Here is a 22,316-nt window from a genome sequence, read left to right on the forward strand (position 1 = left end):
TGCACCAAAGGCGACAAAGAATGAGGTATGGGGCGATACGGTCACCCATATGTCTGTCGATACCGCCGTCTCCATGACCGGCTGGGGCCGTACCGCCCCCACCACCGCCCTGCTGGTACGACCCCGCTCCTACGAGGAGGCCGCCGCGGCCGTACGCGACTGCGGGCGCCGCGGTTCGATCGCCCGGGGGCTCGGCCGGGCCTACGGCGACGCGGCGCAGAACGCGGGCGGTTCGGTCCTCGACATGACGGCCCTGGACCGCGTCCGCACGATCGACGCGGAGGCGGGGGTGGTCGTCTGCGACGCGGGGACCAGCCTGCACCGGCTGATGAAGGTGCTGCTGCCGCTGGGGTGGTTCGTGCCGGTCACCCCCGGGACCCGTTATGTGACGGTCGGCGGGGCGGTCAGCGCCGACATCCACGGCAAGAACCACCACGTCTCGGGCTCGTTCGCCCGCCACGTACGGTCCCTGGACCTGCTGACGGCGGACGGCGAGATCCGTACGGTCCTCCCCGGCACCCCGCTCTTCGACGCGACGGCGGGCGGGATGGGGCTCACGGGCGTGATCCTCTCGGCGACCGTCCAGCTCCTTCCGGTCGCGACCTCGCTGATGTCCGTCGACACGGAACGCGCCACGGACCTGGACGACCTGCTGGCGCGGCTCACGGCGACCGACCACCGCTACCGGTACTCGGTCGCCTGGATCGATCTGCTCGCGCGGGGGCGGGGGGCGGCGCTGGGGCGCGCCGTACTGACGCGCGGGGAGCACGCGCCGCTGGACGCGCTCCCGGCACGCGCGCGGCGGCGCCCGCTCACGTTCCGGCCCGCGCAGCTGCCCGCCGCGCCCTCCCACGTACCGTCAGGACTCCTGGGACGCACCACGGTCGGCGTCTTCAACGAACTGTGGTACCGCCGGGCCCCCCGCCGGCGGACCGGGGAACTCCAGCGCCTGTCGTCGTTCTTCCACCCGCTCGACGGCGTGCCGCACTGGAACCGCGTCTACGGACGCGACGGCTTCGTCCAGTACCAGTTCGTCGTCGGGTACGGGCAGGAGGAGACGCTGCGGCGGATCGTGCGCAGCATCGCGCGGCGCGGCTGTCCGTCCTTCCTCGCCGTGCTCAAGCGCTTCGGCGAGGGCGATCCCGGGTGGCTGTCGTTCCCGATGGCCGGCTGGACGCTGGCGCTGGACATCCCCGTCGGGCTGAGCGGCCTCGGCTCGTTCCTGGACGAGCTGGACGAGGAGGTCGCGACGGCGGGCGGCCGGGTCTATCTCGCGAAGGACGCGCGGCTGCGGCCCGACCTGGTGACCGCGATGTATCCGCGCCTGGAGGACTTCCGGGCCCTGCGGGCCGGGCTGGACCCGCGGTCCGTCTTCACCTCCGACCTGGCACGGCGGCTGGGTCTCTGACGCTCCCTCACCCGTTTCTCTCTCACCTCTTGAGCACCTCTTAAGGAGATCCCCCGATGAAGGACGCCTTCGGTATCCCGCAGTCCTTGCTCATCCTCGGAGGCACGTCCGAGATCGGCCTGGCCACCGCCCGCCGGATGATCGCCCGGCGGACCCGTACGGTCTGGCTGGCCGGCCGCCCCTCCCCCGCCCTGGAGACCGCCGCCGACGGGCTGCGCACGCTCGGTGCGGACGTCCGTACGGTCGACTTCGACGCCCTGGACCCGGCCTCGCACGAGGAGACCCTGGGGAAGGTCTTCGCGGAGGGCGACATCGACATGGTGCTGCTGGCGTTCGGGGTCCTCGGCGACCAGGCGCACGACGAGGCCGCGCCGCTCGCGGCGGTGCGCGTCGCGCAGACCAACTACACCGGCGCGATCTCGGCGGGGCTGGTGTGCGCGGGCGCGCTCCAGACGCAGGGGCACGGCTCGCTGGTGGTGCTCTCGTCGGTGGCCGGGGAGCGGGCGCGGCGCGCGAACTTCATCTACGGGTCGAGCAAGGCCGGCCTGGACTCGTTCGCCCAGGGGCTGGGCGACGCGATGCACGGCACGGGGGTGCAGGTCATGATCGTGCGGCCCGGGTTCGTACGGTCGAAGATGACGGCGGGCCTGGAGGAGACGCCGCTGGCGACCACGCCGGAGGCGGTCGCGCTGGCGATCGAGCTGGGGCTGCGGCGGCGCTCGGAGGCGGTGTGGGTGCCCGGGGCGATGCGGGTGGTGATGTCGGCGCTGCGGCACCTGCCGAGGCCGCTGTTCCGGCGGCTGCCGGTCTAGACCGTCCGTGCGGCTCGTTCTAGAGCGTCTGGGCACTTTCTAGAGCGTCTGGAGCGTCCTTGCGACTCTCAGGGCCGCAAAGAGCGCGCGTGCCGGTCCACGGGGGTGCTCTGCGAGGGCACCCCCGAGATCTCCCCGCCCCCGCCGAACGCGTACTCGTGCAGCTTGCGCCAGACCAGGTCCGCGCCCTGCTCGTACAGCGCGAAGGAGGTGCAGCTCCAGTGCGCCCCGTAGTCGGCCAGCTCCTCGTAGGCGCGGTCCATCGCCTCCTCGGCGATGCCGTGGGCCACGGTGACATGGGGGTGGTACGGGAACTGGAGTTCCCGTACGAGCGGGCCCGAGGAGTCCCGTACCCGCTTCTGGAGCCACGTGCAGGCCGAGGCGCCCTCGACGACCTGGACGAAGACGACCGGGGAGAGCGGGCGGAACGTCCCCGTACCGGACAGCCGCATCGGGAACGGGCGGCTGGCCGCCGCGACGGCGGCGAGGTGTGCCTCGATCGCGGGCAGTCCCGCCGCGTCGACCTCGGTCGGGGGAAGGAGGGTGACGTGGGTGGGGATGCCGGGCGCGGCCGTGTCGCCGAAGGCCGCACGCCGCTCCTGGAGCAGGCTGCCGTACGGCTCCGGGACCGCGATCGAAACGCCGAGCGTTACGGTCCCCACGTCGTTCTCCTCAGTCCGTGTGTGTCGGGTGGTGGTGCGGGTTCGCGCGGGTCGCGCGAGGGCGGTACCGCCCGTCAGTGTGACGGTCGTACCGCCCGGCTGACCAGCACCCCCCGAGGTCGGGATGTCACGACTTCGGGCGGCGCCGGGCGCCTGGGCGGGGCGCCGGGCCGGCCGTCGCGCGGAGCGACCGGCCCGGCTCTCCGCGTCAGTGCTTGGCGGGCAGGAAACCCACTCTGTCGTACGTCTGGGCGAGGGTCTCCGCAGCAACCGTACGGGCCTTCTCGGCGCCTTCGGCCAGGATCGAGTCCAGCGTCTCCGGGTCGTCCAGGTATTCCTGGGTGCGCGTCCGGAACGGTGTGACGAAGTCGACCATGACGTCGGCGAGGTCCGTCTTCAGCGCGCCGTAGCCCTTGCCCTCGTACTTCTGCTCCAGATCCGCGATCGTGACGCCGGTCAGCGTGGAGTAGATGGTGAGCAGATTGCTCACGCCCGGCTTGGCGGCGGTGTCGAAGACGATCTCGCTGCCGGTGTCGGTGACCGCGCTCTTGATCTTCTTCGCGGTCGCCTTGGGCTCGTCGAGCAGATTGATCAGGCCCTTGGGCGTGGACGCCGACTTGCTCATCTTGATCGTGGGGTCCTGGAGGTCGTAGATCTTCGCGACCTCCTTGACGATGTGCGGCGCCGGGACCGTGAAGGTCGGGCCGAAGCGCGAGTTGAAGCGCTCGGCCAGGTCGCGGGTCAGCTCCACGTGCTGCCGCTGGTCCTCGCCGACGGGGACGGCGTCGGCCTGGTAGAGCAGGATGTCGGCGACCTGGAGGATCGGGTACGTGAACAGCCCGACGGTCGCGCGGTCCGTGCCCTGCTTGGCGGACTTGTCCTTGAACTGCGTCATCCGGGAGGCCTCGCCGAAGCCGGTGATGCAGTTCATGACCCAGGCGAGCTGGGCGTGCTCGGGCACATGGCTCTGGACGAAGAGCGTGCACCGCTGCGGGTCGAGCCCGGCCGCGAGGAGCTGCGCGGCCGCGAGGCGGGTGTTGGCGCGCAGCTCGGCGGGGTCCTGGGGAACCGTGATCGCGTGCAGGTCCACGACCATGTAGAACGCGTCGTGGGTCTCCTGGAGGGCGACGTACTGGCGGACGGCACCGAGGTAATTCCCGAGGTGGAACGAACCGGCGGTGGGCTGGATACCGGAGAGTGCGCGGGGACGGTCAGAAGCCATGCTCATTATTCTCTCAGGTGCCACCGACAGCTCCGCAACGGATCTCCGACGGGCCCTCGAATCGATCTTCCGGGGGCGTCCGGGCGCCGGGGCGTGTGCCGCCCCGGCGCCCGGAGGGACCAGCGGCCTGGCTCAGGTCGGCAGGCCAGGGGCCGGGAAGGCGGACATCAGGGTTGCCACTTCCGCGCGGATCGCCGTCAGGGTCGGTTCGTCGTCCTTGGACGCCGCTGTGACCGCTCGGTCGATCCAGTCGGCGATCGTCGCCATGTGGTCGGTGGACAGGCCACGGGAGGTGAGGGAGGGGGTGCCGACGCGGATGCCCGAGGGGTCGAAGGGCTTCCTGGTGTCGTACGGCACGGTGTTGTGGTTGACCACGATCCCCGCGCGGTCGAGCGCCTTCGCGGCGATCTTGCCGGGGACCTCCTTGGGGGTGAGGTCGATCAGGACCAGGTGGTTGTCCGTACCGCCCGAGACCAGGTCGAAGCCGCGGGCGAGCAGCTCGTCCGCGAGGGCGCGGGCGTTGGCCACGACCGCGTGCGCGTAGTCGCGGAAGGAGGGGCGGGCCGCCTCGTGGAGGGCGACCGCGATGGCGGCGGTGGTCTGGTTGTGGGGGCCGCCCTGGAGGCCGGGGAAGACCGCCTTGTCGATGGCCTTCGCGTGCTCCTCCCGGGACAGGAGCATCGCCCCGCGCGGGCCGCGCAGGGTCTTGTGGGTGGTCGTGGAGATGACGTCGGCGTACGGGACCGGTGAGGGGTGGGCGCCGCCCGCGATCAGGCCGGCGATGTGGGAGACGTCGGCGACGAGCAGCGCGCCGGACTCCCGGGCGATCTCGCCGAAGGCGGCGAAGTCGATCGTGCGGGGCAGGGCCGTACCGCCGCAGAAGATCAGCTTGGGGCGCTCCTTGAGGGCCAGCTCGCGGACCGCGTCGAAGTCGATCAGGCCGGTGTCCTGGCGTACGCCGTACTGGACCCCCCGGAACCACCGGCCGGTGGCCGAGACGCTCCAGCCGTGGGTCAGGTGGCCGCCCATCGGGAGGGCCATGCCCATGATGGTGTCGCCGGGCTCGGCGAAGGCCAGGTAGACGGCGAGGTTGGCCGGCGATCCGGAGTAGGGCTGGACGTTGGCGTGCTCGACGCCGAAGAGGGCCTTGGCGCGGTCCACGGCGAGCCGCTCGACCTGGTCGATGACCTGCTGGCCCTCGTAGTAGCGGCGGCCTGGATAGCCCTCGCTGTACTTGTTCTGGAGGACGGTGCCCGAGGCCTCCAGGACGGCGGACGAGACGTAGTTCTCGCTGGGGATCAGGCGCAGGGTCTCGGCCTGCAACCGCTCCTCGGCGCCGACGAGGGCGGCCAGGCCGGGGTCGGTGGCCGACAGTGCGGGATGGCGGGGCGTGGGTGTCATGGCGTCCTCCGGGGCGAACCGCTGCTGGGTCGTTGTCCCGGGGCGCCCAGGCGGACGGCACCTCGTACGTGTCGCACCGTACGGCTCCCCCGCGGTCGTTTCCGCGTTCGCCAGTCGCCGTACGGTACGGCCAGCCTAGAGGTTTTCCCGCCGGGGCACGCCGGGACGGAGGTTTCCCGGCCCAAGTGGCGAAGGACGGGAGAAACTGGAGGTTGTCCCTGCCCGCGCCGGACAGCTTGTCCCGGACGACCCCGTGACGGACGACCGTCACGGACGACCGGACCCGCCGTCCCGGACGAACGGAGTACCCGTGTCGACAACGGAGAACGCCATCGCCTCGGCGGAGGCTCACAGCGCGCACAACTACCACCCGCTCCCGGTCGTCGTCGCCACGGCGGACGGCGCGTGGATGACCGATGTCGAGGGGCGGCGCTTCCTCGACATGCTCGCCGGGTATTCGGCGCTCAACTTCGGTCACGGCAACAGAAGACTGATCGACGCGGCGAAGGCGCAGCTGGAGCGGGTGACGCTCACGTCGCGGGCGTTCCACCACGACCGTTTCGCCGAGTTCTGTACGCGGCTGGCGGAGCTGTGCGGCATGGAGATGGTGCTGCCCATGAACACGGGCGCGGAGGCCGTGGAGACGGCGGTCAAGACCGCCAGGAAGTGGGGGTACCAGGTCAAGGGCGTGCCGGACGGCCGCGCGAAGATCATCGTGGCGGGGAACAACTTCCACGGCCGGACGACCACGATCATCAGCTTCTCCACGGACACCGAGGCGCGGGCGGACTTCGGTCCGTACACCCCGGGCTTCGAGATCGTCCCGTACGGCGATCTCACCACGCTGGAGGCCGCGATCACGCACAACACGGTGGCGGTCCTGCTGGAGCCCATCCAGGGTGAGGCGGGGGTGCTGGTGCCGCCGCCGGGCTACCTCGCGGCGGTACGGGAACTGACGCGCGAGCGGAACGTCCTCTTCATCGCGGACGAGATCCAGTCGGGCCTCGGCAGGACCGGGAAGACCTTCGCGTGCGAGCACGAGGGGGTGGTGCCCGACATGTACGTGCTGGGCAAGGCGCTGGGCGGCGGGGTGGTGCCGGTGTCGGCGGTGGTGTCCTCGGCGGAGGTGCTGGGGGTGTTCCGGCCCGGTGAGCACGGTTCGACGTTCGGCGGCAATCCGCTGGCGTGCGCGGTGGCGCTGGAGGTCGTGGCGATGCTGGAGACCGGGGAGTTCCAGCGGCGGGCGGCGGAGCTGGGCGACCATCTCCACCGGGAGCTGGGGCTGTTGGCGGGCGGCGGGGCCGTGGAGACCGTGCGGGGGCGGGGGTTGTGGGCCGGGGTGGACATCGCTCCGGCGCTGGGCACGGGCCGGGAGATCTCCGAGCGGCTGATGGACCGGGGGGTGTTGGTGAAGGACACGCACGGCTCGACGATCCGGCTGGCGCCGCCGCTGGTGATCAGCAAGGAGGACCTGGACTGGGGGCTCGACCAGCTCAGGGCCGTACTCGCGGAATAACGGGCACCGCGCGCCGGCCTAGAGGATCACGTGCGGCAGGAAGCGGGCGTACTCGTCCGTGACCGGGCCCGACGACTCGCGGATGCCGAGCCCCGCCGCCTCGTGCTCCACGACCCATGCCCCGAGCACCACGCGGTTGCCGTCGAAGTCGGGCAGGGGCGCCAACTCCTGGTAGCAGGAGGGTTCGTCGGGCGCGGCGGGCGGGCCGCCCGGTTCGTGGAGGGTGACGCCCGCGCCCTCGCGGCCGAGCAGGGGTTTGGCGACGTAGCCGCCCTTGTCGGCGAGTTCGCGGGGGCCGTCGAGATAGGCGGCCAGCAGATTCGGGTGGCCGGGGTGGAGTTCCCAGAGGATCGCGAGGAGCGCCTTGTTGGAGAGGAGCATCTTCCAGGCGGGTTCGATCCAGCAGGTGGTGCCGGTGCCGCCGCCGTTGTCGAGGGTGTCCAGGACGTGCGGGCCGAACCGGTCGGTGGTCAGCCACTCCCACGGGTAGAGCTTGAAGCAGCTGCGGACGAACCGCAGCCGCTCGTCCACGAAGCGGCCGGACAGCCCGTCCCAGCCGAGCCGTTCGACGGACAGCGCGTCGGTGGCGAGGCCGGCCTGCGCGGCGGTCTCGCGCAGGTACGCGACCGTCATCAGGTCCTCGCCCAGCTCGTCCCCGTCGGAGTGGACGAAGTGCACGGGGCCGGGCGGCAGGAGGGACGCCTGGTTGCGCCAGGCGTCGACCAGCCGTTCGTGGAGGGAGTTCCACTGGTCGGCGCCGGGGAAAAGCTCCTCCATCCAGAACCACTGGGCACTCGCGGCCTCGACCAGCGAGGTGGGGGTGTCAGCGTTGTACTCCAGCATCTTGGCCGGGCCCGTACCGTCGTAGCGCAGGTCGAAGCGGCCGTAGAGGGTGGGCAGTTCGGCGCGGCGGCGCCAGGACTCGGCGATCAGCGCGGCGAGTCGGGGATCGGTGATGCCGAGGTCGGCGAACCGGTCGTGTTCCACGATGTGCGCGGCGGCGCCCAGGCACATCGTGTGCAGTTCCTCGACGACCTCTTCGAGCGCCTCGACCTCGGGCAGCGTGAAGCTGTAGTAGGCGCTTTCGTCCCAGTACGGGCGCAGGGACCCGTCCGGGTGGCGGGTGAGCGGGTAGATGACGCCCTGTTCCTCGACGGTCCGCTGCCAGCCGGGGCGGGGTGTGACGGTGTGACGTTTCATCAGCGGGTCTCCGGGCTCGTCAGCGGGTCTCCGGGGCGCCGGGGCGCCGGGGCGCCGGGGCGCCGGGGCGCCGGTCAGCCGCCGCCGGAGCCGGAATGGCCGAAGCCGCCCCGGTCGACCGCCGACTTGTCGAAGCTGCCGCCCTGGGCCTTGCCGTTCTTGAACGAGCCGCCGTAGTAGTACCCGCCACGGCCGTTGTCGTCGTCACACTCGTACTTGGGCAGCTTCTCGTGGGTCACGCGGTCGACGCACCGCTTGTCCGGGTCGGAACCGCACGCGGTGAGCGTGAGCGCCAGCATCCCCATGCCGCCGAGCACTACCCCGCTCGACCTCAGTCTCCGTTGCCGCGCGGCCATGCGCCGTCCTCCCCCTCGGATACCGACACGAGCCTGTGTACGGCCCCGGCTCCGGAACCGTACACAGGCTCGTCCGTACGAACTGTCGATCGAACCGCCACCCAGCCTAGGCCCTGCCCCACGAGGGCGACCCGGAGCCCTAGTTCACGAACCCGCCGTACGGGCGCGTGATGCACTCCAGCGCGTGGCCCGCCGGGTCGAGGAAGTAGACACCGCGCCCGCCGTCGTTGTGGTTGATCTCGCCGGGGTGCTTGCGGTGCGGGTCGGCGTAATAGGTGAGTCCCTCGCCCTGGATACGGCCGAAGATCTCGTCGAACTCCTCTTCGCTGACCAGGAACGCGTAGTGCTGCGTGACGATCGACTCCGCCGGGATGGTCGCGAAGTCGAGGGTGACGCCGTTGCTCAGCTCGACGGGGATGAACGGGCCCCACTCGGAGCCTACTTCGAGCCCCATGACGCGACCGAAGAAGGTCGCGGATTCCCGGTTGTCACGGGAGTGGACGATGGTGTGATTCAACTGGACCGACACAGTGGATTGCCTCCGTAAGGCAACTCACGGGCTACCTCCATGCCTCACCCGGACGGTGACCGACACGCGATGCCGTACAGAAGATCTTAGGCTCGGGGGCCCGTGCTGTCACCACACTTTTCACGACATCGGCGGTCACGGCAGCGCGCGGCACAGCGCGTCCAGCGCGCCCGCCCACGCGCTGACCGGCGGTGTTCCGTAACCGACGACCAGCGCGTCCGGTCCCGGCTCCGCCGTCTCGTGGCGAAAACGCGCCAGACCGCTGACCGCGAGTCCCTGCCAGGCCGCCGCCTCGATCACGGACCGTTCGGTGCCGGCGGGAAGCTCGACCACGGCGTGCAGCCCGGCGGCGATGCCCGTCACCCGGATGTCGGGCCGCCCGGCGAGCGCCTCCACGAGCTGGTCGCGGCGGCGCCGGTAGCGCAGCCGCATGAAGCGGACATGACGGTCGTACGCGCCCGAGGCGATGAACTCCGCGAGCGTGAGCTGGTCCAGCGCGCTCGACGCCCAGTCCACCTCCCCCTTCGCCGCGGTCACCTCCGCCACCAGCCCCTCGGGGAGCACCATCCAGCCGAGCCGCAGCCCCGGCGCCAGGGACTTGCTCGCGGTGCCGAGGTAGACCACCCGCTCCGGATCGAGGCCTTGGAGGGCGCCGACGGGCTGGCGGTCGTAGCGGAATTCTCCGTCGTAGTCGTCTTCCAGGATCAGCCCGTCGGTCGCGCGCGCCCAGTCGACGGCGGCGGCGCGCCGGTCGGGGTGGAGCGCGACCCCGGTCGGGAACTGGTGCGCCGGGGTCAGCAGCACCGCCCCGGCGCCCCGTACACCCGCCAGCTCCCCGGTCCGGGTGCCGTACCCGTCCAGCGGCAGCGCGGGGGTGCGGAGGCCCGCGTCCGTCAACACCTTCCGGTGCTGACGCAGGCCGTACGACTCGACGGCCACCGCGCGCACCCGGCGCGCCCTGAGGACCGTGCCCAGCAGCGTCAGCCCGTGGAAGAAGCCGGAGCAGATGACGATCCGTTCGGGGGCCGCGTACACCCCGCGTGCCCGGGCCAGGTAGTCGGCGAGGACGGTACGCAGTTCGGCCAGGCCGGCCGGGTCGCCGTACCCGAACGCCTCGTGGGGCGCGTCGGTCAGCGCCCGGCGCGCGGCCCTGAGCCACTGCGCGCGGGGGAATCCGGCGAGGTCGGGGGCGCCGGGCATCAGGCTGTACGTGGCCCTGCGGTGGGCGGGGCGGGTCCTGGGCGCGGCGGGTGCGGGGGTACGGGGCGCGGCGCGGCGGGCCACGCGGGTGCCCGAGCCCTGCTGGGCGGTGAGCCAGCCCTCGGCGACCAGCTCGGCGTAGGCGTCGGCGACGGTGTTCCGCGCGATGCCGAGGTCGGCGGCGAGGGAGCGGGAGGAGGGCAGCCGGATGCCGGGGGCGAGCCGGCCGGTGCGTACGGCTTCGCGCAGGGCGTCCATGAGGCCGGTACGCAGTCCGGGGCCGCGCAGCTCCAGGTGGAGGTCGGTGCCCAGGACGGTGCGGTGGTCCGGTGGGGTGCGGTGGTCGGGGGTGTGGTCGCCCGGGATGTGATCGCCCGGTGTGTCGCGCGCCTCGCCGGGCTCCTCGCCGGGTGTCGTATTGGCCCAGGAATCCGTCATGGAAGTGGACCATACGCCTGTGCCACCGGTTGCCTATCGTCGGTGGCATGACGACGAGCGAAGCGATCAGGACCACCGCCCACACCCACACGTACGCCCCCGAGCACACCCCCCGCCTGGCCATGGCGAAGCTCGCCCCCGAGGTCTACAAGGCCATGGTCCGCCTGGACGCGGCGGCCCGGCAGGGCGTCGACCCCACCCTGCTCGAACTGGTCAAGATCCGTGCGTCGCAGATCAACCACTGCGCGTTCTGCCTCGACATGCACACGAAGGACGCGCTGGCGGCCGGGGAATCGGTGGAGCGGATCATCCAGCTGAGCGCGTGGGAGGAGTCGCGGCACTTCTACACGCCCAAGGAGATCGCGGCGATCGAACTGACCGAGGCGATCACCGTCCTGACGGACGGTTTTGTGCCGGACGCGGTGTACGAGACGGCCGCCGCCCACTTCGACGAGACCGAACTGGCCCACCTGATCGCGGCGATCACCGTGATCAACAGCTGGAACCGGTTCTCGGTGGCGACCCGGGCGGTCCCGGGGCACTACACGCCGGGCTCGCCCAAGAGCTGAGCCGGCACGGACCCCCGTATCGGCGTGTCCCCGCATCCCCGCCATTCCTTGGAATACGAGCCCCGATGACAGCCTCGGCCTTCCGCGCCCTGCACCACCACCGCGCCCCCGGTGACCCGCTCGTCCTGCCGGGCCCCTGGGACGCGGCCAGTGCCCGGGCGTTCGCGGACGCGGGCTTCCCGGCGCTCGCCGTGCCGAGCGCCGGGGTCGCGGCCTCGCTCGGATACGAGGACGGCGCTACCCCGGCGGACGAGATGTTCGCCGCGATCGCACGGATCACGCGCGCCGTCTCCGTACCGGTCTCGGCGGACATCGAGGACGGGTACGGTCTGCCGCCCCAGGAGCTGGTGGCCCGGCTCCTGGACGCCGGAGCCGTGGGCTGCAACCTGGAGGACTCGTCGGGCGGTGTCCTCCAGGACGCGCGGCGGCAGGCGGACCGGCTGGCGGAGGTACGGGCGGAGGCCGGCGGCCACCTCTTCGTCAACGCACGCGTCGACACCTTCCTCCGCGGGGTCGCCGATCCGGCCGAAGCGGTGGCGCGGGCCCGGCTGTACGTGGCGGCCGGCGCGGACTGCGTCTATCCGATCACCGCACCGGCCAGGGCACTTGCCGCCGTACGCGCCGGGGTCGACGGACCCGTCAACGCCCTCGCGACACCGGACGGCCCCGCCGTGGCCGAGTGCGGCCGGCTCGGCGCGACCCGCGTCACCTTCGGCCCGGGGTTCCAGCGCCGGGCGATGACGGCGGTCCGGGCGATCGCGGACCAACTCCGGGGCCGGGACGTGTCCGGGGGCTGACGAAGGCGGCGACGAATGGGGTCAACTCCTGCCGTTTGGTGACCGGAAGGCTGCGGCGCGTTTTGTCGTGCCTCCGCAAGGTCGTGTTCATCGGGTGGTCGCGGACGCGGACGAGTGTTCGCGTGCTTGCCGAAACACCCCCGAAAGGAACAACGATGGCCACATCGAACGATTCGGCGGACCTCCCCGACGGCCTCAGCCGCCGCCACGCGCTGGGCCTGCTGGGAACGGCCGGCGCCGGCGCCGCCGCGCTTCCGCTGCTGGGCGCCACCCCGGCCGCCGCCGACACCTCCTTCGGCTCCCCCGCCTTCCACCCGACGGCCGACGCGGGCGGCGCGCCGCCGGTGCAGGGCCTGCACCTGACCTTCGGGGCCGACCCCAGCAGCCAGATGGTCGTCTCCTGGCTCACCGACGGCCCGGTCAAGCGGCCCCGCGTGATGTACGGGACGCCGGAGCACGGCTTCGGTTCCAGCACGGTCGCCAGGACCCGTACGTACACCGACGGCAAGTCCGGCCGGGTCGTGTACGTGCACCACGCGGAGCTGTCCCGCCTCAAGCCCGGTACGGACTACGTGTACATGGCCTCGCACGAGGGGGCGACCCCGGACAGCGCCGTGTTCAGGACCGCGCCGCGCGGGCGGGCCCCGCTGACCTTCACCAGCTTCGGCGACCAGTCGGCGCCGCAGGTGACCTGGTCGGCCGACGGCACCAGCGTCATGGACGCCAACTCGACCCCCGCCACCAAGGACATCGTCACGGGCATCGAGCAGGTGGCGCCCCTCTTCCACCTGCTCAACGGCGACCTCTGCTACGCGAATCTCGACGTCGACCGCGTGCGGACCTGGAACAACTTCTTCACCAACAACACCCGTTCCGCGCGCTTCCGCGCGTGGATGCCGGCGGCCGGCAACCACGAGATCGAGAAGGCCAACGGCCCCCTCGGGCTCGGCGCGTACCAGACGTACTTCGACCTGCCCTCCACGGAGACGGACGCCGAACTCGACAACCTCTGGTACGCGTTCACGGCCGGCTCGGTGCGGGTGATCGTGCTCCAGAACGACGACAACGCCCTCCAGGACGGCGGTGACGTGTACATCAGCGGCTACTCCGGTGGCCGCCAGCTCGCCTTCCTGGAGAAGGAGTTGCGGGCCGCCCGCTCCTCCCGTGACATCGACTGGGTGGTCGTCGCCATGCACCAGGTGATGATCAGCTCCACCGACGCCAACGGCGCCGACCTCGGGCTGCGGCAGAAGTACGGGCCGCTGTTCGACAAGTACGGCGTCGACCTCGTCCTCTGCGGACACGAGCACAACTACGAGCGCTCCCTGGCCGTTCGCGGGGTGGTCTCCGGCAGCGAGACGCTCACGCCCAACCCGGTGTCGTCCGCGACGGACGCCATCGACACCACCCACGGCACCGTGCACATGATCCTCGGTGGCGGCGGCGTCTCCGGGACGACCAATCAGTCCTTCTTCAAGGACGGGACCGCGAAGGTGATCACGGCGGTGTCGGCGTCCGCGCCGGCCGGTTCCAAGCGCACCTCGACGTACGTCAAGGAGCAGGCCGTCTGGACGGGGGTCCGCGACGTCGACCACCCGTACGGCTTCGCGTCGTTCACCGTCGACCCCGGCCGGCACGCCGGTGACACCACGACCCTGCACGTCACGTACTACAACGTGAACAAGCCCGACGGAGACCTGTCGGTCTTCGAGAAGTTCACGCTGCACCGCAAGCGCTCCGACGGGAAGCGCTGAACAGCGCGGTGACAGACCGGCTCAGGCCCCGGCGGCACCCACTTTTCGTACGTGGGTGCCGCCGGGGCCGAGCCGCCGGCCGTCCGCCGCGTGGATCTCGACGGGCCGCAGCGGCCGTTCCTGTACGCGGTCCGGCAGCTCGGAGTGCGCCTCCCCGCGGTCGAAGAAATGCGCCTCGCCCCACCGCCGCGGCGCGACGACCACCGGGAACAGGTCCTCACCCTTCCTCGGCCTGCTGCTCTGCGGCACGGACCGGGGCACCCATCAGCCGGCGAACCAGCGCACGGGGCGTGGCGCGAGGTTCTGGTAGATGTGCTTGGCCTCGCGGTACTCGGCGAGCCCGGCCGGCCCCAGCTCCCGCCCGATCCCGGACTTGCCGAAGCCGCCCCACTCCGCCTGCGGGAGGTAGGGGTGGAAGTCGTTGATCCATACGGTCCCGTGCCGCAGCCGCCCGGCGACCCGCCGCGCCCGGCCCGGGTCGGCGCTCCAGACACCGCCGGCCAGGCCGTACTGGGTGTCGTTGGCGAGAGCCACGGCCTCGTCCTCCGTCCGGAAGGTCTCGACGGTCAGCACGGGCCCGAAGACCTCTTCCCGTACGACCCGCATCCCGCGATGGCACTGGTCGAGGACGGTCGGCTCGTAGAAGTAGCCGTCGGCGGACCGGACACCGGAGGGCTCGGGGCGCTTGCCGCCGGAGCGCAGGACCGCGCCTTCCGCGAGCGCGGAGGCGACGTACTCCTCCGTTTTCGCCAACTGCCGGTCGGAGACGAGCGGTCCGCACTCCACGTCCTTCTCCGTGCCGCGACCGAGCCGTACGCGCTCGGCGCGCCGGGCCAGTTCACCGACGAAGCGCTCGCGTACCGACTCCTCGACGATCAGCCGTGAGCCGGCCGAGCAGACCTGGCCGCTGTGGATGAAGGCGGCGTTCAGCGCCTGGTCGACGGCGGTGTCGAAGCCCTCCTCGGTGGCGCAGGCGTCGGCGAAGACGACGTTCGGGTTCTTGCCGCCCAGCTCCAGGGCGACCTTCTTCACGCCGGGGGCCGCCGCCCGCATCACCTTCGTACCGCTGCTCAGGCCGCCGGTGAAGGAGACCAGGTCCACGTCGGGGTGTTCGGCGAGCCGGGCGCCGACCGTGGCGCCCGCGCCGGTGACCAGATTGGCGACCCCGGCGGGCAGGCCGGCCTCGGCGAGCAGGTCGATGAGGTCGACCGTCGTGAGCGGCGTGAGTTCGCTGGGCTTGACGACGAAGGTGTTGCCCGCGGCGAGGGCGGGTGCGATCTTCCAGCTGGCCTGGAGGAGCGGGTAGTTCCAGGGGGTGATCAGCGCGCAGACGCCGACGGGTTCGTGGACGACCACGCTGTGGACGGTGTCCGAACCCGCGTCCACGACCCGGCCGCCGCTCTCGTTCATCACCAGGTCGGCGAAGTAGCGGAACGTTTCGGCGACGCAGTCGACGTCGACGCGGCCCTCCTCCAGGGTCTTCCCGGAGTCCCGGCTCTCCAGCAGCGCGACGCTCTCGCGGTTACGGATCAGCAGATCGGCGGTACGGCGCAGCAGCGCGGCCCGCTCGGCGACCGGGGTCCGGGGCCAGGAGCCCTCGTCGAACGCCGTACGCGCCGCGGCGACCGCCGCGTCCGCGTCCTCGGTCCCGCCCTCGGACACCACGGCGAGGACCGTCGCGTCGGCGGGGTCGAGGATGTCGCGTGTGGCACCGGAGACGGCTTTGCGCCACTCCCCGCCCACATGAATGGTCTGTTGTGCCGACACGTCGGGTCTTGCCTTCCCTTACAGAACGTCCTCCACCAGCGAGAACTGGCGAGCGGGGCGCCTGCCCGAAGGGGCGGTAAGCATGCGGTTTCCCTGTCCGAAAGTACGCGGGGTCACGTCGGGGAACGCACAAGGCCCCGATCCGCCCGGGTATGTCGGCGGATCGGGGCCTGAATATGTTGACGATCAGATCGGACCAGGCCGGATCAGATCAGGCCGAGCTCGCGCACCGCGTCGCGCTCTTCCTGGAGCTCCTTCACCGAGGCGTCGATCCGCGCCCGCGAGAAGTCGTTGATGTCCAGGCCCTGGACGATCTCGTACACGCCGTCCTTGGTGGTGACGGGGAAGGACGAGATGATGCCCTCCGGCACGCCGTAGGAGCCGTCCGACGGGATGCCCATGGAGGTCCAGTCACCCTCGGCGGTGCCGTTGACCCAGGTGTACACGTGGTCGAGGGCCGCGTTGGCGGCGGACGCGGCCGAGGACGCGCCACGCGCCTCGATGATCGCGGCGCCGCGCTTGGCGACGGTCGGGATGAACGTGTCGGCCAGCCACGCCTCGTCGTTGACGGTCTCCGCGGCGTTCTTGCCGGCGATCTCCGCGTGGAAGATGTCCGGGTACTGCGTCGCGGAGTGGTTGCCCCAGATGGTCAGGCGGCGGATGTCGGAGACGGCCGCGCCCGTCTTCCGGGCGAGCTGCGAGATCGCGCGGTTGTGGTCCAGGCGGGTCATGGCGGTGAAGCGCTCGGCCGGTACGTCCGGGGCGGCGGCCTGGGCGATCAGCGCGTTCGTGTTGGCCGGGTTGCCGACGACGAGGACCTTGATGTCGTCCGCGGCGTTGTCGTTGATGGCCTTGCCCTGCGGCTTGAAGATGCCGCCGTTGGCGGAGAGCAGGTCACCGCGCTCCATGCCCTTCGTACGGGGGCGGGCGCCGACCAGCAGCGCGACGTTGGCGCCGGCGAAGGCGACGTTCGGGTCGTCCGTGATCTCGATGCCGCGCAGCAGCGGGAACGCGGAGTCGTCGAGCTCCATCGCCGTGCCCTCGGCGGCCTTGAGACCCTGCGGGATCTCCAGGAGACGCAGTTTCACCGGCACATCCGCGCCGAGCAGATGGCCGGAGGCGATGCGGAAGAGCAGCGCGTAGCCGATCTGGCCGGCCGCGCCGGTGACGGTGACATTCACGGGAGTGCGGGTCATGGCGATCTCCGTAAGACAGCTGGGTGGCGGGGGTCCCTGCCCCTGGTGCGGGACATCTCCCCGGCGCCGGTCGGGGTTCCGGACTCAACCCCGATGCGAATCTTGACGTGAAGAGATATCCAGCGGTCAGGCTATCGGACCCCGGCGCCCCTGGATCGCCGCCCCCTTTGTGGCACGGCTCACGGCCTTGACGCGGTGTCCCGCACGCGGACGGGCGCCACGTGGCGGAATCGTCACCTCCCTGCCACAGGCGGGAGGCAACCCTTGATCCTCTCCTGCGCGTCCATGACGCTGATGATGTAGGGAAACACCCCGGACACAGACGAACGGCGCTCGTCCTCCCTCGGGGGAGGGGACGAGCGCCGTTCTCGTGCAACCGGCCGATTCATGTGCCCTTAGGGCACGGTCGAGTGGACGATGTCCTCCAGGAACGGGATCTCCAGCCACGGCTTGGGCTGCGTCATCAGCGCGAGCATGATGATCACCAGACCCAGCAGGCCGTACGTGACCATGTCGGTGAAGCGCGAACGCACGGCGAGCATGCCGACGGACGGCAGGACGCGGCGCAGGACGGCGCCGCCGATCAGCGCGATGCCGATGAGGATCGTGCCGATCCGGAACGCCTCGTCGAAGGGGTGTGTGCCGACGACCAGGAGCCCGAGGCCGACGGTCCCGAGGACGCTGAGCAGCGGCCACTGCCGGGCGGGCGCGGGCGCGTCCGGGGGTGCGGCCCGGCCGCCGCCCTCGGGCCGCGCGGTGTCGGTCGTGACGGCGGGGAAGCGGCGCGACTCGGACTCGCTGTCGGACTCCTCCGGACGGGAGTCGGCGTCCGGATCGCCACCGGACGTGGACTCGGCGGGTACGGCGACCTCGTCCGGGTCGGTGTCCGCAACCGCGTCCGCACGCGCGTCCGTACGCGCGCCCGCGCTCACACGCGGATCGACGTTCGCGTCAACATCGGGGCCCTCACCCGCGCGCCCACCCGCGTCAAGGTCCACGCCCGCGTCAACAACGGCGTCCGGCCCCACCCCCGCGTCAGCGCCGGCCTCCGCCGCCCCCGTGGCACCCGGCTCCACGGCGACGGCCTGCCGTACACCGTTCGGTTCCGGCGTGTCACTCGCGCTCGTACCAGCACCCATGGGTGCCCCTTTCCCGTTCGGACCCGGTCAGCCCGCGGCGACGGCGCGTTCGGCCGCCTCGACCACGTTGACCAGCAGCTGGGCGCGGGTCATCGGGCCGACACCGCCCGGGTTGGGCGAGATCCAGCCGGCCACCTCGGCGACCCCGGGGTGCACGTCGCCGACGATCTTGCCGTGCTCGTCCCGGCTGACGCCGACGTCGAGGACCGCCGCGCCCGGCTTCACGTCCTCGGGCTTGATGATGTGCGGCACGCCCGCCGCCGCCACGATGATGTCCGCCTGCCTGAGGTGCGCCGACAGGTCGCGGGTACCGGTGTGGCACTGCGTCACCGTCGCGTTCTCGGACTTACGGGTCAGCAGCAGCGGGATCGAACGCCCCACCGTGACGCCGCGTCCGACGACCACCACGTGCGCGCCCGCGATCTCGACGCCGTGGTGGCGCAGCAGCTGGATGATGCCGTACGGGGTGCACGGCAGCGGCCCCGTCTCGTTGAGCACCAGCCGGCCGAGGCTCATGGGGTGCAGTCCGTCCGCGTCCTTGGACGGGTCGATCAGCTCCAGGACGCGGTTGGTGTCGATGCCCTTGGGCAGCGGCAGCTGCACGATGTACCCCGTGCACTCGGGGTTGGCGTTCAGCTCCGCGACGACGGCCTCGATCTCTTCCTGGGTCGCGGTGTCGGGGAGTTCGCGCTGGATCGACGCGATGCCGACCTGCGCGCAGTCGCGGTGCTTGCCGTTCACGTACCACCGGCTGCCGGGATCGTCCCCGACCAGCAGCGTCCCCAGGCCGGGCAGGACGCCCCGCGCCGTGAGGGCCGCCACGCGGGCGGTCAGGTCGGACTTGATCGCGGCTGCGGTGGCCTTGCCATCGAGAATCTGGGCGGTCATGGCCCCATCCTCGCGGATGGACCCACCCCGGTTCCAATTAGGGGCCCGGTCCGGGCGCTCGCGGGGCGCGCCGGGCACGCGACCAGGGACCCACGGGGGGCAAGGAACAGCGGCGGGAGGTTGCGCTTGGACAACACCTGCACATAACACCTGGACAAGACGTCCCGATAAATATCACGATGACCGCGCAGAGCGCGGTACAGCGTCGGGGGGCAGACCGCTCAGTCTTGTCATGTTCCTCCGCGTGGGCCGCCGTCCCCGCACCACCAACGGAGGAAGACCGCCATGAGTTTCGGCGACCCGAACAACCCCTACGGCCAACAGGGCCAGCAACCGGCACAGCCCGGCTACGGCTACCCCCAGCAGGGCCAGCAGCCCGGCCAGCCGGGTTACGGCTACCCGCAGGCCCCTCCGGTCCAGCCGTACGGCGGTGGCTTCCCCGCCGGCCCGACCGAGATGCCGGGCTCGGTGAAGGCCGCACGCGTGATGCTGTGGGTCATCGCGGGGCTCAACCTCATCGGTGCGGCTCTCTTCGCCCTCGGCGCCGTCAGCGTCTCCGCCGCCAAGAACGACGCGCAGCTCAAGGACGACGTCGACTTCCAGCAGCTCGCCGACTACTCGGGCGGCGTGCTGTGGGCTGCCGTGGTCTTCGCCGTGGCGTGGCTGGCGTTCGCGGTCTACCTCGCCGTGAAACTCGGCAAGGGGGGCAACGGCATCCGTATCGCCACGATCGTGTTCGGTGTGATCACCGCGATCCTCGGGGTCTACCCCTTCATCGGGATCGGCCTGGTCTACACGGTCCTCGCCATCCTGATCACCGTATTCGTGGCGAAGGCGGACGGCGCCGCGTGGTTCAACCGCAACAACCCTCAGACGTACTGAGCTCTGTGGCTCCGTCATGGCAGAAGGCCGTAACACCCTCCCAAAGGCGGGTATTACGGCCTTCTGCCGTGCGTAGAAAAGAACCGGACCCGGCGCCGTGGCCGTCGAGCCCGCCGATCGCGCCGCTCAGTGGAAGAAGTGGCGCGTCCCCGTGAAGTACATCGTCGCGCCGGCCTTCCGCGCCGCCTCGACCACCTGTTCGTCGCGGACCGACCCGCCCGGCTGCACCACGGCCCTGACCCCGGCCTCCAGCAGGATCTCCAGGCCGTCGGGGAAGGGGAAGAAGGCGTCGGACGCGGCGAACGCGCCGCGCGCCCGCTCCTCCCCCGCGCGCTCCACCGCGAGCTTCGCGGAGTCGACGCGGTTGACCTGCCCCATGCCGACCCCCACCGACGCCCCGCCCTTGGCGAGCAGGATCGCGTTGGACTTGACCGCGCGGCTCGCGCGCCACGCGAACGCCAGCTCGGCCAGCTCCGCCGGGGACAGCGCCTCGCCGGTCGCCAGCGTCCAGTTCGCCGGGTCGTCGCCCGCCGCCTGGAAGCGGTCGGTGGCCTGGAGCAGCGCCCCGCCGTCGATCGCCTTGACCTCGACCGGCGCCGTCGGCGCGTCGGCACAGCGCAGCACACGGATGTTCTTCTTGCGGGCCAGCACCTCGACCGCGCCGTCCTCGTAGTCCGGGGCGACGATCACCTCGGTGAAGATCTCGGCGACCTGCTCGGCCATCTCCACGGACACCGGGCGGTTGACCGCGATCACCCCGCCGAACGCGGAGAGCGGGTCACACGCGTGTGCCTTGCGGTGCGCCTCGGCGACGTCGTCGCCGATCGCGATCCCGCACGGGTTGGCGTGCTTGATGATCGCGACGCACGGCTCGGGGTGGTCGTACGCGGCACGGCGCGCGGCGTCCGTGTCCGTGTAGTTGTTGTACGACATCTCCTTGCCGTGCAGCTGCTCGGCCTCGGCCAGGCCGCCGCCCTCGGCGCCGGTGTAGAGCGCGGCGGGCTGGTGCGGGTTCTCGCCGTAACGAAGAACGTTCTTACGGAGGTACGTCGCTCCGAGGAAGTCCGGCAGCCGGTCCGCGGCGGAACCGCTGTCGGCCTCCGCGTCGACGGCCGCGTAGTCGGCGGCGAACCAGGAGGCCACGGCCACGTCGTACGCGGCCGTGTGCTGGAACGCCTCCGCCGCGAGCCGCTTACGGGTCGTCAGGTCGAACCCGCCGTCCTGGACGGCCCCGAGGACGTCCCCGTACCGCTCCGGGCTGGTGACGACCGCCACGGACGGGTGGTTCTTGGCGGCGGCGCGGACCATCGAGGGGCCGCCGATGTCGATCTGCTCCACGCACTCGTCGTCGGTCGCCCCCGAGGCGACCGTCTCGCGGAACGGGTACAGGTTGACGACGACCAGCTCGAACGGCTCGATGTCCAGTTCGGCCAGCTGCTCACGGTGCGCGTCGAGCCGCAGGTCGGCGAGGATGCCGGCGTGCACACGCGGGTGCAGTGTCTTGACACGCCCGTCCAGGCACTCGGGGAAGCCCGTCAGCTCCTCGACCTTGGTGACCGGCACCCCGGCGGCGGCGATCTTCGCGGCGGTGGAACCGGTGGAGACCAGGGTGACCCCGGCCTCGTGCAGTCCACGGGCCAGCTCTTCCAGGCCCGTCTTGTCGTAGACGCTGACCAGCGCGCGGCGGATCGGCCGCTTCGTACCTTCGGCGGTCACTGGATCGTTACCTTTCGTCCCTCAATGCGGTAGCCGTGCCGGGCCAGACGCCCCACGACATCGACGAGCAGGCGTCGCTCGACTTCCTTGATGCGCTCGTGGAGCGCGACGCCGTCGTCCGAATAGTCCTCGTCCCTGACCTCCACCACGCCCTGCGCGATGATCGGGCCCTCGTCGACGCCTTCGTCGACGAAGTGGACGGTGCAGCCGGTCACCTTCACGCCGTGCGCGAGCGCGTCGCGTACGCCGTGGGCACCGGGAAAGCTGGGCAGCAGAGCAGGATGGGTGTTGACGAACCGGCCGCCGAAGCGCGCGAGGAACTCCTTCCCCACGATCTTCATGAAGCCGGCCGAGACCACCAGGTCCGGCTCGTACGCCGCCGTCGCCGCGGCGAGCGCCGCGTCCCAGGCCTCGCGCGTCCCGTGGTCCCGTACCCGGCACACGAAGGTGGGCACTCCGGCGCGCTCCGCCCGTTCGAGTCCCACGATCGAGTCGCGGTCGGCGCCGACGGCCACGATCCGCGCCCCGAAACCCGTGGGGTCGGCGCCGATCGCGTCGATCAGCGCCTGGAGGTTCGTACCCGAACCCGAGACCAGGACCACGAGCCGGGCCGGCCGGCCGGTGGGAGGCAGACCGGTGGGGGGCAGGGAGGCCACGGTGGGCGCCTTTCTGGAAGCGGGCACGGCCTCGCCGAGCGTGCGGGGCCGGTGTGGTCGGCGGTGTTGTGCGGTCGTACGAACGAGTCACGATCCCCGATACGGGGAACTCTACGAAGGAGCCGACCGTCAGCAACGATACCGGCACACCGAGCGGCCCCCACGGGACGGGGGCGTGGCCGGGAGGTAGCGTCTGGGGACAGGGTTC

21 protein-coding genes and 1 riboswitch are annotated in these 22,316 nt (G+C 71.4%); of the genes, 7 read left to right on the plus strand and 14 right to left on the minus strand.

The genetic code is table 11. The annotated features are described in order from the left end of the window. Positions 1-49: 49 nt before the first annotated feature. The gene (locus OG349_RS13630; protein ID WP_327234870.1) at positions 50-1,408 is read left to right on the plus strand and encodes an FAD-binding oxidoreductase; all 1,359 of its coding nucleotides are present in this window, start codon (positions 50-52) and stop codon (positions 1,406-1,408) included. Between the two features lie 56 nt (positions 1,409-1,464). Continuing rightward, complete coding sequence (locus tag OG349_RS13635; RefSeq protein WP_327234871.1) at positions 1,465-2,220, plus strand: decaprenylphospho-beta-D-erythro-pentofuranosid-2-ulose 2-reductase; 756 nt, start codon at positions 1,465-1,467, stop codon at positions 2,218-2,220. A 68-nt stretch (positions 2,221-2,288) separates the two neighbouring features. On the opposite strand, the gene OG349_RS13640 is transcribed toward OG349_RS13635, so the two are convergent. The 3 genes from OG349_RS13640 to glyA form a co-directional block, all read right to left on the minus strand. After that, positions 2,289-2,882 (minus strand): 2'-5' RNA ligase family protein, encoded by a 594-nt coding sequence (locus OG349_RS13640; RefSeq protein ID WP_161310161.1) that lies wholly within the window; start codon positions 2,880-2,882, stop codon positions 2,289-2,291. A 208-nt stretch (positions 2,883-3,090) separates the two neighbouring features. Then, positions 3,091-4,104, minus strand: a complete 1,014-nt coding sequence (gene trpS, locus OG349_RS13645) for a tryptophan--tRNA ligase (RefSeq protein ID WP_327234872.1) — start codon at positions 4,102-4,104, stop codon at positions 3,091-3,093. A gap of 132 nt (positions 4,105-4,236) precedes the next feature. Beyond that, positions 4,237-5,505, minus strand: a complete 1,269-nt coding sequence (gene glyA, locus OG349_RS13650) for a serine hydroxymethyltransferase (RefSeq protein WP_327234873.1) — start codon at positions 5,503-5,505, stop codon at positions 4,237-4,239. 37 nt (positions 5,506-5,542) lie between these two features. Beyond that, positions 5,543-5,633: riboswitch (ZMP/ZTP riboswitch) on the minus strand. A gap of 182 nt (positions 5,634-5,815) precedes the next feature. Here glyA and rocD point away from each other — a divergent pair. Then, complete coding sequence (gene rocD, locus OG349_RS13655) at positions 5,816-7,021, plus strand: ornithine--oxo-acid transaminase (protein ID WP_327234874.1); 1,206 nt, start codon at positions 5,816-5,818, stop codon at positions 7,019-7,021. Positions 7,022-7,039: 18 nt separating this feature from the next. Here the strand turns inward: rocD and OG349_RS13660 are convergent, their stop codons facing one another. From OG349_RS13660 to pdxR, 4 genes are all read right to left on the minus strand, one after another. Then, positions 7,040-8,221 carry a glutathionylspermidine synthase family protein gene (locus OG349_RS13660; RefSeq protein WP_327234875.1) on the minus strand — a complete coding sequence of 394 codons (1,182 nt, stop codon included), beginning with the start codon at positions 8,219-8,221 and terminating at the stop codon, positions 7,040-7,042. Between the two features lie 74 nt (positions 8,222-8,295). Next, positions 8,296-8,577 (minus strand): hypothetical protein, encoded by a 282-nt coding sequence (locus OG349_RS13665; protein WP_327234876.1) that lies wholly within the window; start codon positions 8,575-8,577, stop codon positions 8,296-8,298. A 139-nt stretch (positions 8,578-8,716) separates the two neighbouring features. Further along, the gene (locus OG349_RS13670) at positions 8,717-9,106 is read right to left on the minus strand and encodes a VOC family protein (protein ID WP_327234877.1); all 390 of its coding nucleotides are present in this window, start codon (positions 9,104-9,106) and stop codon (positions 8,717-8,719) included. Positions 9,107-9,241: 135 nt separating this feature from the next. Then, a complete protein-coding gene (gene pdxR / locus OG349_RS13675; RefSeq protein WP_442806383.1) occupies positions 9,242-10,564 on the minus strand; it encodes a MocR-like pyridoxine biosynthesis transcription factor PdxR in 1,323 nt (440 codons plus the stop codon). Between the two features lie 227 nt (positions 10,565-10,791). Between pdxR and OG349_RS13680 the strand changes: the two genes are divergently transcribed. From OG349_RS13680 to OG349_RS13690, 3 genes are all read left to right on the plus strand, one after another. Further along, positions 10,792-11,313 (plus strand): carboxymuconolactone decarboxylase family protein, encoded by a 522-nt coding sequence (locus OG349_RS13680; RefSeq protein WP_327234879.1) that lies wholly within the window; start codon positions 10,792-10,794, stop codon positions 11,311-11,313. Between the two features lie 65 nt (positions 11,314-11,378). Beyond that, positions 11,379-12,110: an isocitrate lyase/PEP mutase family protein gene (locus OG349_RS13685; protein WP_327234880.1), complete on the plus strand. Its 732-nt coding sequence runs from the start codon at positions 11,379-11,381 to the stop codon at positions 12,108-12,110. A 155-nt stretch (positions 12,111-12,265) separates the two neighbouring features. Further along, the gene (locus OG349_RS13690; protein ID WP_327234881.1) at positions 12,266-13,864 is read left to right on the plus strand and encodes a purple acid phosphatase family protein; all 1,599 of its coding nucleotides are present in this window, start codon (positions 12,266-12,268) and stop codon (positions 13,862-13,864) included. Positions 13,865-13,885: 21 nt separating this feature from the next. Here the strand turns inward: OG349_RS13690 and OG349_RS13695 are convergent, their stop codons facing one another. The 5 genes from OG349_RS13695 to OG349_RS13715 form a co-directional block, all read right to left on the minus strand. Further along, on the minus strand, positions 13,886-14,113 hold the full coding sequence (locus OG349_RS13695; protein WP_327234882.1) for a hypothetical protein: 228 nt from the start codon (positions 14,111-14,113) through the stop codon (positions 13,886-13,888). A gap of 15 nt (positions 14,114-14,128) precedes the next feature. Next, complete coding sequence (locus tag OG349_RS13700; protein WP_327234883.1) at positions 14,129-15,631, minus strand: aldehyde dehydrogenase family protein; 1,503 nt, start codon at positions 15,629-15,631, stop codon at positions 14,129-14,131. Positions 15,632-15,837: 206 nt separating this feature from the next. Next, on the minus strand, positions 15,838-16,827 hold the full coding sequence (locus tag OG349_RS13705; RefSeq protein WP_327234884.1) for a malate dehydrogenase: 990 nt from the start codon (positions 16,825-16,827) through the stop codon (positions 15,838-15,840). Positions 16,828-17,222: 395 nt separating this feature from the next. Continuing rightward, entirely contained in the window at positions 17,223-17,966 is a 744-nt protein-coding gene (locus OG349_RS13710; RefSeq protein WP_327234885.1) for a DUF3017 domain-containing protein, read from the minus strand. Between the two features lie 27 nt (positions 17,967-17,993). After that, the gene (locus OG349_RS13715; RefSeq protein WP_327234886.1) at positions 17,994-18,854 is read right to left on the minus strand and encodes a bifunctional methylenetetrahydrofolate dehydrogenase/methenyltetrahydrofolate cyclohydrolase; all 861 of its coding nucleotides are present in this window, start codon (positions 18,852-18,854) and stop codon (positions 17,994-17,996) included. A gap of 285 nt (positions 18,855-19,139) precedes the next feature. On the opposite strand from OG349_RS13715, the gene OG349_RS13720 reads away from it, so the two are divergent. Then, positions 19,140-19,736 carry a hypothetical protein gene (locus tag OG349_RS13720; protein WP_327234887.1) on the plus strand — a complete coding sequence of 199 codons (597 nt, stop codon included), beginning with the start codon at positions 19,140-19,142 and terminating at the stop codon, positions 19,734-19,736. 126 nt (positions 19,737-19,862) lie between these two features. Here the strand turns inward: OG349_RS13720 and purH are convergent, their stop codons facing one another. Together purH and purN are read right to left on the minus strand one after the other, a co-directional pair. Continuing rightward, entirely contained in the window at positions 19,863-21,452 is a 1,590-nt protein-coding gene (gene purH, locus OG349_RS13725) for a bifunctional phosphoribosylaminoimidazolecarboxamide formyltransferase/IMP cyclohydrolase (RefSeq protein WP_327234888.1), read from the minus strand. Then, a complete protein-coding gene (purN, locus tag OG349_RS13730) occupies positions 21,449-22,099 on the minus strand; it encodes a phosphoribosylglycinamide formyltransferase (RefSeq protein ID WP_327238568.1) in 651 nt (216 codons plus the stop codon). The genes purH and purN overlap by 4 nt, the downstream gene beginning before the upstream one ends. Positions 22,100-22,316 lie beyond the last annotated feature (217 nt).

It is taken from the genome of Streptomyces sp. NBC_01317 (assembly GCF_035961655.1).
Classification (GTDB): domain Bacteria; phylum Actinomycetota; class Actinomycetes; order Streptomycetales; family Streptomycetaceae; genus Streptomyces.